Origin of the sequence: Bacteroides eggerthii (assembly GCF_025146565.1) — a bacterium.
GTDB classification, from domain to species: domain Bacteria; phylum Bacteroidota; class Bacteroidia; order Bacteroidales; family Bacteroidaceae; genus Bacteroides; species Bacteroides eggerthii.
On sequence record NZ_CP102258.1, the window covers coordinates 4,196,586 to 4,206,509 of the forward strand.

The following is a 9,924-nucleotide window of genomic DNA, read 5'->3' on the forward strand; positions in this document are numbered from 1 at the left end:
AAAATAGTAACAAAAAAAACGAAGAAATTCGCTTAGTGGTGGGCTTCATGGACAAAGGTAACAAAGACAGCCAACCACAAAAACAAAACTGGCGAAAAGAGAAACAATCTTTTTCTTTTCGCCGGCACTTATCTTGCTGTCGATGCAAATGAGTTTAGTCCGTTTTGGATATATAAACAAAGAGATAAACTTAAACTCGATTTCCAGCTAACCGAAAAAAAACTTAATTTATTTTGCCATGTAAAATATAGTTCGTAGTTTTGCGAACAACAAACAAGAAAGGAGATATAAAAGTGAAAACTAAGCAGTACACAGAGGAACAGGAACAGATGGCTCGTTTTGCTAAAGCTATGGGTCACCCGGCGCGGATGGCAATTCTTAGTTTCTTAGCTAAACAAGAAAGTTGTTTCTTCGGAGATATTCACGAAGTACTACCCATTGCTAAAGCAACCGTTTCGCAGCATTTAAAAGAACTGAAAGATGCAGGGTTAATTCAGGGGGAAATAGAAACACCGAAAGTTCGGTATTGTATCAACCGAGAGAATTGGGAACTTGCCCGTAAATTATTTGCTGCATTTTTGGGCGATTGTAAATGTACAGGTACATCGTGCTATGGATAACAGCACCTTTTTTTGAGAAACATGTTCGTAGTTCTACGAATTACGATTAGCATATTAACTTTATAATTGAATAGAAAATGGAAATCAAAGTATTAGGAACTGGGTGTTCAAGCTGTAAAGCATTGTACGAAACCACAAAACAAGCTATTTCAGAACTGGGCTGCGATGCAACTCTAATTAAGGAAGAAGATTTATTAAAAATCATGGAGTATAATATTTTAAGTCTCCCGGCTTTGGTTATTGATGGCAAAGTCATATCTGCTGGAAAAAGATTATCCTTATCAGAAGTGAAAGAATTGATAACTAAATAAATTATTTACTATGAAGAAGTTATTTTATCTACTGATTGCAACAATCGTTTTAATTTCCTGTGGTAATGGTTCAAAGAATAAAACAGAAACCAGTATAGCAAAAGAAAATCAAACTAACCGTGTTGAAGTTCTATATTTTCACGGTGCGCAACGTTGCATAACCTGCCGGGCAATAGAAGCCAATACGGTAGCTCTTTTAGATAGCCTTTATTCCAAAGAACAGGCGGACGGTAAAATCATCTTTAAGGTGATAGATATATCCAAAAAGGAAAATGAACAAATTGCAGATAAATACGAAGTTACATGGTCGTCTTTGTTTGTGAATGGCTGGAAAGACAGTAAAGAGAATGTAAATAACATGACGGAGTTTAGTTTCTCCAATGCAAGAAATGAACCGGATAAATTTAAAGAGGGAATAAAAAACAAGATTGACGAATTACTAAAAACATTGTAAGATGGACTTTCTTCAATCACTATTAGACAATAGTTCTATTCCTGCTATTACAGCCTTTATCTTAGGGATTTTAACGGCAGTTAGCCCCTGCCCTTTGGCTACCAATATAACAGCAATAGGCTTTATCAGTAAGGATATAGAAAACCATCACCGTATATTCATAAACGGATTGCTTTATACATTCGGCAGAATAGTAACTTATACAGCACTTGGATTTATTCTTATTCCTATTCTTCGTGAAGGGGCAAGTATGTTTATGGTTCAAAAGGCAGTCAGTAAATACGGTGAAATGTTAATCGCTCCGATTTTAATTATTATCGGAATATTCATGCTTGATATTATAAAACTGAATATACCGAAAATCAATATCGGCGGAGAGAGTTTAAAGAAAAAAACTAAAGGTAGTTGGGGAGCTTTGCTATTAGGAATTTTATTTGCACTCGCCTTTTGTCCTACAAGTGGAGTTTTCTATTTCGGTATGCTTATGCCTTTGTCAGCAGCAGAAACAGGCGGGTATCTTTTACCTGTAATTTATGCTATTGCTACGGGGCTACCTGTAATCCTCGTTGCTTGGATATTGGCGTATAGTGTTGCCGGATTAGGCAAGTTTTATAACAGAGTACAAATCTTTGAAAAATGGTTTCGCAAAATTGTTGCTATCCTCTTTATTGCGATAGGAATTTATTATGCGGTCATTCTTTATCTATAAACAATGTATTAATTAAAATAAAAGACAGTATGAAAACGATAGAAATTTTTGACCCGGCAATGTGTTGCCCTACGGGTTTGTGTGGAACAAATATTAATCCTGAATTAATGAGGATAGCCGTTGTTATCGAAACATTGAAAAGACAGGGTGTTGTTGTTACCCGTCATAATTTGCGGGACGAACCGCAAGTTTATGTAAGTAACAAGACTGTAAACCAATATCTTCAAAAGAATGGTGCAGAAGCACTGCCTATTACTTTGGTGGATGGTGAAATTGCAGTCTCTAAAGATTATCCCACAACCAAACAAATGAGTGAATGGACGGGGATTAATTTAGACTTGATTCCCATTAAATAATCGTTGAACAAATTAATATACAGAATAATGAAAGCATTTAATTTATCCGATATAGAACTAACTAAATACTTATTTTTCACCGGAAAAGGTGGAGTAGGAAAAACATCTATCGCTTGCGCTACGGCAGTGGGATTAGCTGATAAAGGGGAGAAAATTCTTCTTATCAGTACAGACCCGGCTTCTAATCTGCAAGATGTTTTCAATCAGACCTTAAACGGACATGGTACAGCTATTTCAGAAGTACCGGAGCTGACGGTCGTAAACCTTGACCCTGAACAAGCAGCAGCAGAGTACAGGGAAAGTGTGATTGCACCTTTCAGGGGGCAATTACCTGAAAGCGTTATTCAGAATATGGAAGAACAACTTTCAGGCTCTTGTACGGTAGAAATCGCTGCCTTTAATGAGTTTTCAGACTTTATCACCGATGCTGATAAAGCAAAGGAATACGACCACATTATTTTCGATACAGCACCTACCGGACACACATTGCGAATGTTGCAACTTCCATCGGCATGGAGTACATTTATTAGCGAAAGTACACATGGCGCATCTTGTTTAGGACAATTATCAGGCTTGGAAGAACGAAAGGGTATCTACAAACAAGCGGTTGAAACATTGTCCGATACAAACGCAACACGGTTAGTGTTAGTTAGTCGTCCTGAAATAGCCCCATTGAAAGAAGCTGCCCGTTCTTCGCATGAATTACAATTGTTGGGAATTAAAAATCAGCTATTGGTGATAAATGGCATTTTGCAACAATTAGATGAAGCGGACAATGTATCACAACAGCTGCATGACAGGCAGCAAAAGGCGTTACAAAGTATGCCTGTTGCAATATCTGAATATCCCATGTATAGCGTTCCTTTACGTTCTTACAACTTATCGAATGTTGCTAATATCCGCCGTATGCTGTATAGTGACAGCCTTACGGATAATTCCTGTTATCAGCCCATCACCGATGCTAAAAGTATAGACGAATTGGTAAATGACCTCTATACCTCCGGCAAGCGTGTAGTGTTTACAATGGGAAAAGGTGGTGTAGGGAAAACAACTTTAGCTACTGAAATAGCCCTAAGATTAACAAAGCTCGGCGCAAAAGTTCATCTTACCACCACTGACCCGGCAAATCACCTGAACTATGATTTTGCCATCAAATCAGGTATTACAGTAAGCCATATAGACGAAGCGGAAGTATTAGAAAAATACAAGAACGAAGTTCGTAGCAAAGCAGCCGAAACTATGACTGCCGAAGATATGGAATATATAGAGGAAGATTTACGTTCACCATGTACGCAAGAAATCGCCGTATTCAAGGCTTTTGCCGAAATTGTGGATAAAGCGGAAAATGAAATTGTAGTGATTGATACTGCACCAACCGGACACACTTTGTTGCTTTTGGATGCAACCCAAAGCTATCACAAAGAAGTGGAACGTACACAAGGAGAAGTAACCGGGGCAGTAGCCAATTTATTACCTCGTTTGCGCAATCCAAAGGAAACGGAAGTGGTAATTGTCACTTTACCCGAAGCCACACCTGTATTTGAAGCGGAACGCCTACAAAAGGATTTGCAGCGTGCCGGGATTAACAACAAATGGTGGGTGGTAAATGCCTGTTTGTCATTGACAAATACGAAAAATTCATTTTTGCAAGCAAAAGCGCAAAGTGAATTGACTTGGATTAATAAAGTAGAAGAATTGTCAAAGGGCAATACTGCCCTGATTGAATGGAAAAATTTATAAGAATATGAAGATTTTAATCCTTTGCACTGGTAACAGTTGCCGTAGCCAAATGGCACACGGTTTCTTACAGTCATTCGATAAAAACATGGATGTCTTTTCAGCAGGAACAAAACCTGCTGAAAAGGTTAATCCGATGGCGGTAAAAGTTATGTCTGAAACAGGAATAGACCTTACCAACCATACCCCTAAAAACGTAAGCCTGTATTTAGGGCACGAATGGGACTATGTGATAACGGTATGTGGTGGCGCAAATGAAAGCTGCCCTATGTTTACAGGCAAGGTAAAAAACAGATTACACATTGGATTTGATGACCCATCAGAAGCGACCGGGACACCGGAGTTTATAAATAGTGAATTTCTTCGGGTACGGGATGAAATAAGAATGCGTTTCTATGATTTTTACCTGCAAGAATTAAAACCGCAATTAAAATAAAAGGCAGTCATTATGGAAAAGAAACAAGGAATTGGATTTTTTGAAAGATACCTGACTATTTGGGTAGCCTTGTGTATCGTTATCGGGATAGCCATCGGACAATATCTTCCGGCAATACCGCAAACATTAAGCAAATTTGAATATGCCAACGTATCTATACCTGTGGCTATTCTGATTTGGTTAATGATATATCCCATGATGTTGAAAGTAGATTTTCAGAGTGTCAAGAATGTTGGCAAACGTCCGAAAGGGATTGTCATTACTTGTGTGACGAATTGGGTGATAAAGCCTTTCACCATGTTTGGAATAGCTTATCTATTCTTCTACGTTATTTTCAAGTCATTAATCCCTGCCGGATTAGCCGAAGAATATTTAGCCGGGGCAGTTCTGTTAGGTGCTGCACCCTGTACGGCGATGGTGTTTGTATGGAGTCATTTAACCAAAGGGGATGCAGCTTACACATTGGTGCAAGTGGCAGTCAATGATTTAATCATATTGGTTGCTTTCGCTCCTATCGTTGCGTTTTTATTGGGTGTCGGTGGCGTTTCTATCCCGTGGGACACATTGATACTCTCGGTTGTATTATTTGTTGTCATTCCTCTTTCTGCCGGAATAGTAACCCGTATAATGGTTATCCGGCGCAAAGGAATAGACTATTTCAATACCGTCTTTGTCCGCAAGTTCGATAACTATACAGTTGGCGGATTGCTATTAACGCTTATCATCCTGTTTTCGTTTCAGGGGGAAACGATACTGAACAATCCGCTGCATATCGTCCTGATTGCCGTTCCGCTTGTGCTGCAAACAGTTCTGATATTCTTTGTTGCCTACGGTTGGGCGAAGTGGTGGAAATTGCCCCACAATGTTGCTGCACCTGCCGGAATGATTGGAGCAAGCAATTTCTTTGAGTTGGCGGTGGCAGTGGCTATTTCTCTTTTCGGCTTACAGTCCGGTGCTGCACTGGCTACCGTAGTGGGCGTATTAGTGGAAGTCCCGGTAATGCTTATGTTGGTAAGAATAGCTAATAATACAAAAAGTTGGTTTCCTGAAAAGTTATCGTGAAATTCTATTCAATTAATAGATTACTGTGGCTGAAACCATTAGGTAATATTCTGTTTAAAAGGGAACTAACTTAATACAATTTTTAATTAACCATCTAAGAGAGCGTCTAACAAGCAAAAGTTAAACACTCTCTTGCCACTTTGTTTTTATAAATTCATTCCTTTTACTTTTTTGGTGGATTGCCGAATTGATGGTTTTAGGTTTTGATAAAGTTTATTGAATTGTTCCTTAAACCAGTCAAAAACATTTTTCCCGTTGATACATTGACCTCTTGTTTCTTCTTCACCATACTTATCTTTTTATTTTGTTACCGATGGCAAATATAGATGTTTTTTTGTTACCCAATAGCATTTAAGTAACAAACTGGTAACAAAATAAAGGAATTTATAGGCAAACACAGGAAAGCAAGCAAAACAAAGGGAACACGATAAACAAAAGACAAATCACTATATTTCAGTTATTTATATTTAATTTTTCAACTCTTTCTTTCTCTTTTTCCACAACTGCCAGCTATTAATAATGTTTTGCCACAGTACATACGATCCCGGCCCCACAGAAGACAGCGGATTCAAATACGTATAAGACATCCAAATGGCAAGAACTGTGTTTTTCTGCCCCAACGCCTGCCCGCCACTGATACGATCATTGTAGTGTCCGCCAATTTTTTTTCCCAGATAGAATTGAACACAGCAGGTTATCAAACCGGCCAAAGCAATCAAGACTTCCACAAAAACCGGAGCGTCGCTATTCGCCAAAGAACGCACAGTCTGCCCAGACACAATGGCAAGCGCCACTGCCCACAAATAGAAAGCGGCATCGTGGAATTCAAGCAAATACCGATGCACCTTTTTGACAAACACCCGCAGAAACCATGCAATAAAAAAAGGCAGAAGCAACAATGGGAACACCTTACTCAATATTTTCAGGAAAGCTGCAAAAAAAGTTATATTGGCATGCGGTTCAACCCAAGGAAACACCAACGGAACAGCCACCGCTGCCAAAAGATTAGACAACAATGTATAGGTAGTAAGGCTTGATGCACTCCCACCCAACTTACCGGTAATAACCGCAGCGGCAGTGGCCGTAGGGCAGATAAGGCATACCATAGCCCCCTCAAAAACTTCCCGATACATCTCCTCCATAGGGCAGCATACCAACAAGGCGGCAACAGCCAGGCACGAAACTGTCTGAAACAGCAACAACCACCCATGCCATGCCTTCGGTTTCAGCTCATGCACCTCCACCTTGCAAAAGGTAAGTAATAATTGTGCAAAAATCAACGTTGGAGTGAGCAGGGCTATCAGCCCGTTCAAACAGGGTTTAACCGGTGCCAACAAAGGAACTCTTGCAAAGAAGAAGTATCCTGCAGTGCCTGCAAGCATTGCTAAAGGCAATGTCCAATTCTTTATGAAACGAAGAAGCATACCTATGTCTACCTATTAATTTTGCGTACAAAGTTACGGATATTATTAACAAGTATGTCCGTCGCGGAAAATAAATAAGGAGAAAGATTTGAATAAGCGGGAGATACAGCAATTTTAGTTCGTTAGGCATTTGTCTAACGAACTATTCGCCACTAACCGCAAACTAAAAGCAAACATAGAAAATCTATAAATTTTGCAAACACTAAGACTAAATCTCCCTAAAAAGAAGCTGTTACAGATAAAACTTGAAAGCAAAGTGTGAGTTTTCTATAAAATTACATTACTTTTGCAGAGCGATAATAGACCTTTGCGCTATCTTTGCGACGATATTTTTAATATGAAACTATACAGACGATACATATTATATATAAATATTTGCTTGGGACTGCTCATTTCACCCTTTTGCAGCAGCAGTGCCGAAGCAAAAGATTTTGTTGTCGTTATTGATGCCGGACATGGCGGGCACGACCCTGGCGCTGTCGGCAAAATCTCCAAAGAAAAGAATATCAACTTAAACGTTGCACTCAAACTCGGCAAACAAATTCAAAAGAACTGTCCAGACGTAAAAGTCGTATATACCCGTACGCGAGATGTTTTTATCCCCTTGGACCGTCGTGCAGAGATAGCCAACAACGCCAAAGCAGACTTGTTCATTTCGATTCACACAAATGCATTGGCTAAGAACCGCACTGCTAAAGGCGCTTCTACATGGACATTAGGTCTTGCCAAATCGGATGCCAACCTCGAAGTCGCCAAACGGGAAAACTCGGTGATTCTCTACGAAAGCGATTATAAGACACGCTATGCGGGGTTCAATCCTAATTCTGCCGAATCGTATATTATTTTCGAATTCATGCAGGATAAGTATATGTCGCAAAGCGTACACCTGGCCTCACTCGTACAAAAGCATTTCCGTAATACTTGCCGCCGGGTGGACCGAGGCGTGCACCAAGCTGGTTTTTTAGTACTGAAAGCCAGCGCCATGCCCAGCATTCTGGTTGAACTGGGTTTCATCTCCACCCCTGAAGAAGAACGTTACCTGAATACAGATGCAGGAACCACAACTCTTGCCAACGGCATTTTTCGCGCTTTCCTTACCTATAAGCGAGAGCAGGAAATCCGTCTGAACGGAAGTAGCCAGACCATTCTACCGGAAGACCTGCCGGAGGAGAAAGATACGACTCCTGCCGGCACAACGCCGAATGCAACAGAAAAGACAGTCAGACAAGACAGCAACTCCACACCCCGGCGCACAGAAAAAAACGCTGTTGCGCAAACAGAAGACAACGCCCCGGTGTTCAAGATACAAATACTCACATCTTCCCGCCCATTGGCAAAAAATGACAAGCGATTGAAAGGATTGAAGAACGTGGATTATTATAAAGAAGGCGGCCTGTACAAATATACGTATGGTGCATCCTCCGATTACAATAAGGTATTACGCACCAAACGCTCAATTACGGCACAATTCAAGGACGCTTTCATCATAGCTTTCAAAAACGGCAAAAAGGTGAATGTGAACGCTGCCATCAACGAATTTAAAAATAAAAAGAAATAAATAGAATAACATCATGAAGTATATTACCAAAGAAGTCAGAATAGGAATTGCAGGAATAGCTGCTCTCTGTATATTAGTATATGGTATCAATTACCTGAAAGGTATCAATATGTTTAAGCCTTCCAGTTATTTCTATGTCAAATTTCAGAATGTCAACGGACTTACCAAGTCTAGTCCTGTCTTTGCCGACGGTTTTCGTGTAGGCATCGTACGCGACCTGTACTATGATTACAGCCAGCCCGGAAAGGTAATTGCCGAAATAGATGTCAACACCGACTTGCGTATTCCCAAAGGCAGTACGGCGGAACTGGCAGCAGAAATGCTGGGCGGCGTCAAAATGAACCTGCTCCTTGCCAACAATCCCCGCGAGAAATACCAGATAGGAGATACAATTCCCGGTACGCTCAACAACGGAATGATGGAAAAAGTTGCCGCCATGATGCCGCAACTGGAAAAGATGCTGCCTAAGCTGGACTCTATACTCGGATCTTTAAATACGGTATTGGCAGATCCGGCCATCCCCACCACTCTGCATAATGTACAGACTCTGACAGCCAACTTAGCAGTGACCAGTGGACAGCTGCAAACATTAATGAACAAGGACATTCCCCAACTTACAGGCAAGCTGAATACTATTGGGGATAACTTCGTACTTATTTCAAATAACTTGAAAGAAATAGATTATGCAACAGCCATGCAAAGCATAGACTCCACATTGGCTAATGTAAAAATGATTACAGATAAATTAAACCGAAAGGATAATACTGTCGGATTATTGCTGAACGATCCGTCACTCTACAATAACCTGAATGCCACAACAGCAAATGCAGCGAGCCTATTAGAAGATTTAAAATCACACCCCAAACGCTACGTTCATTTCTCTTTATTCGGTAAGAAAGATAAGTAGGAATTACGCTTATATAGATTTTGTCTAAATAGCAAAGCTTATTTATCCAAAAAGGAAAAACCCTTGATAAGTCTATGTACAAAGTAAAAAAGGGGTTTATATCTACTCCGCTTTTGGAGAGGAGCAGCCCACGAAAACAGCATTATCTTACTATATTACAAGCTGTTATACAAAAACAATAGTATATATAAAGGGGGAATTTTCACATATTCCGATAAGTAGCTGAAAGTAAAGAGATTATTGTTTTATTGAGAAACACAAGAAAAAAGAGATTTGTTTTTCTCAAATAAGATTACCAATTTTGCAAACGTAGAAGTTTTGCTTAATTAATAAATGTATCAGTAACCGTT

11 protein-coding genes are annotated in these 9,924 nt (G+C 39.8%); 10 read left to right on the forward strand and 1 reads right to left on the reverse strand.

The features are described from left to right. The first annotated feature begins 293 nt into the window (after window positions 1–293). The 8 genes from NQ546_RS17270 to arsB all read left to right on the forward strand — a co-directional run bounded on the left by NQ546_RS17270 (window position 294) and on the right by arsB (window position 5,685). On the forward strand, window positions 294–620 hold the full coding sequence (locus NQ546_RS17270) for an ArsR/SmtB family transcription factor (RefSeq protein WP_039953590.1): 327 nt from the start codon (window positions 294–296) through the stop codon (window positions 618–620). A gap of 77 nt (window positions 621–697) precedes the next feature. Beyond that, on the forward strand, window positions 698–931 hold the full coding sequence (locus NQ546_RS17275; protein WP_004292400.1) for a thioredoxin family protein: 234 nt from the start codon (window positions 698–700) through the stop codon (window positions 929–931). Window positions 932–941: 10 nt separating this feature from the next. Continuing rightward, a complete protein-coding gene (locus NQ546_RS17280) occupies window positions 942–1,385 on the forward strand; it encodes a nitrophenyl compound nitroreductase subunit ArsF family protein (RefSeq protein WP_004292399.1) in 444 nt (147 codons plus the stop codon). Between the two features lies 1 nt (window position 1,386). Beyond that, the gene (locus NQ546_RS17285; protein WP_115615982.1) at window positions 1,387–2,094 is read left to right on the forward strand and encodes an aromatic aminobenezylarsenical efflux permease ArsG family transporter; all 708 of its coding nucleotides are present in this window, start codon (window positions 1,387–1,389) and stop codon (window positions 2,092–2,094) included. A 29-nt stretch (window positions 2,095–2,123) separates the two neighbouring features. Continuing rightward, window positions 2,124–2,450, forward strand: a complete 327-nt coding sequence (gene arsD / locus NQ546_RS17290; protein WP_004288473.1) for an arsenite efflux transporter metallochaperone ArsD — start codon at window positions 2,124–2,126, stop codon at window positions 2,448–2,450. A 27-nt stretch (window positions 2,451–2,477) separates the two neighbouring features. Then, window positions 2,478–4,190, forward strand: a complete 1,713-nt coding sequence (gene arsA / locus NQ546_RS17295; RefSeq protein WP_004288472.1) for an arsenical pump-driving ATPase — start codon at window positions 2,478–2,480, stop codon at window positions 4,188–4,190. Between the two features lie 4 nt (window positions 4,191–4,194). Further along, a complete protein-coding gene (locus tag NQ546_RS17300) occupies window positions 4,195–4,623 on the forward strand; it encodes an arsenate reductase ArsC (protein WP_011107123.1) in 429 nt (142 codons plus the stop codon). 12 nt (window positions 4,624–4,635) lie between these two features. Next, window positions 4,636–5,685, forward strand: a complete 1,050-nt coding sequence (arsB, locus tag NQ546_RS17305) for an ACR3 family arsenite efflux transporter (RefSeq protein ID WP_004288470.1) — start codon at window positions 4,636–4,638, stop codon at window positions 5,683–5,685. A gap of 467 nt (window positions 5,686–6,152) precedes the next feature. On the opposite strand, the gene NQ546_RS17310 is transcribed toward arsB, so the two are convergent. Beyond that, window positions 6,153–7,109, reverse strand: a complete 957-nt coding sequence (locus tag NQ546_RS17310; RefSeq protein ID WP_004288469.1) for a hypothetical protein — start codon at window positions 7,107–7,109, stop codon at window positions 6,153–6,155. Between the two features lie 337 nt (window positions 7,110–7,446). Between NQ546_RS17310 and NQ546_RS17315 the strand changes: the two genes are divergently transcribed. Together NQ546_RS17315 and NQ546_RS17320 are read left to right on the forward strand one after the other, a co-directional pair. Next, complete coding sequence (locus NQ546_RS17315; protein ID WP_004288468.1) at window positions 7,447–8,667, forward strand: N-acetylmuramoyl-L-alanine amidase family protein; 1,221 nt, start codon at window positions 7,447–7,449, stop codon at window positions 8,665–8,667. A gap of 13 nt (window positions 8,668–8,680) precedes the next feature. Next, window positions 8,681–9,574: an MlaD family protein gene (locus NQ546_RS17320; RefSeq protein ID WP_004288467.1), complete on the forward strand. Its 894-nt coding sequence runs from the start codon at window positions 8,681–8,683 to the stop codon at window positions 9,572–9,574. Window positions 9,575–9,924 lie beyond the last annotated feature (350 nt).

What these genes read in the sequence shown, in the direction of transcription:
- NQ546_RS17300 (WP_011107123.1), top strand. Translation starts at nt 4,195, where the DNA reads ATGAAGATTTTAATCCTTTGCACTGGTAACAGTTGCCGTAGCCAAATG.
- NQ546_RS17275 (WP_004292400.1), top strand. Translation starts at nt 698, where the DNA reads ATGGAAATCAAAGTATTAGGAACTGGGTGTTCAAGCTGTAAAGCATTG.
- NQ546_RS17310 (WP_004288469.1), bottom strand. Translation starts at nt 7,109, where the DNA reads ATGCTTCTTCGTTTCATAAAGAATTGGACATTGCCTTTAGCAATGCTT.
- arsB (WP_004288470.1), top strand. Translation starts at nt 4,636, where the DNA reads ATGGAAAAGAAACAAGGAATTGGATTTTTTGAAAGATACCTGACTATT.
- arsD (WP_004288473.1), top strand. Translation starts at nt 2,124, where the DNA reads ATGAAAACGATAGAAATTTTTGACCCGGCAATGTGTTGCCCTACGGGT.
- NQ546_RS17320 (WP_004288467.1), top strand. Translation starts at nt 8,681, where the DNA reads ATGAAGTATATTACCAAAGAAGTCAGAATAGGAATTGCAGGAATAGCT.
- NQ546_RS17315 (WP_004288468.1), top strand. Translation starts at nt 7,447, where the DNA reads ATGAAACTATACAGACGATACATATTATATATAAATATTTGCTTGGGA.
- NQ546_RS17280 (WP_004292399.1), top strand. Translation starts at nt 942, where the DNA reads ATGAAGAAGTTATTTTATCTACTGATTGCAACAATCGTTTTAATTTCC.
- arsA (WP_004288472.1), top strand. Translation starts at nt 2,478, where the DNA reads ATGAAAGCATTTAATTTATCCGATATAGAACTAACTAAATACTTATTT.
- NQ546_RS17285 (WP_115615982.1), top strand. Translation starts at nt 1,387, where the DNA reads ATGGACTTTCTTCAATCACTATTAGACAATAGTTCTATTCCTGCTATT.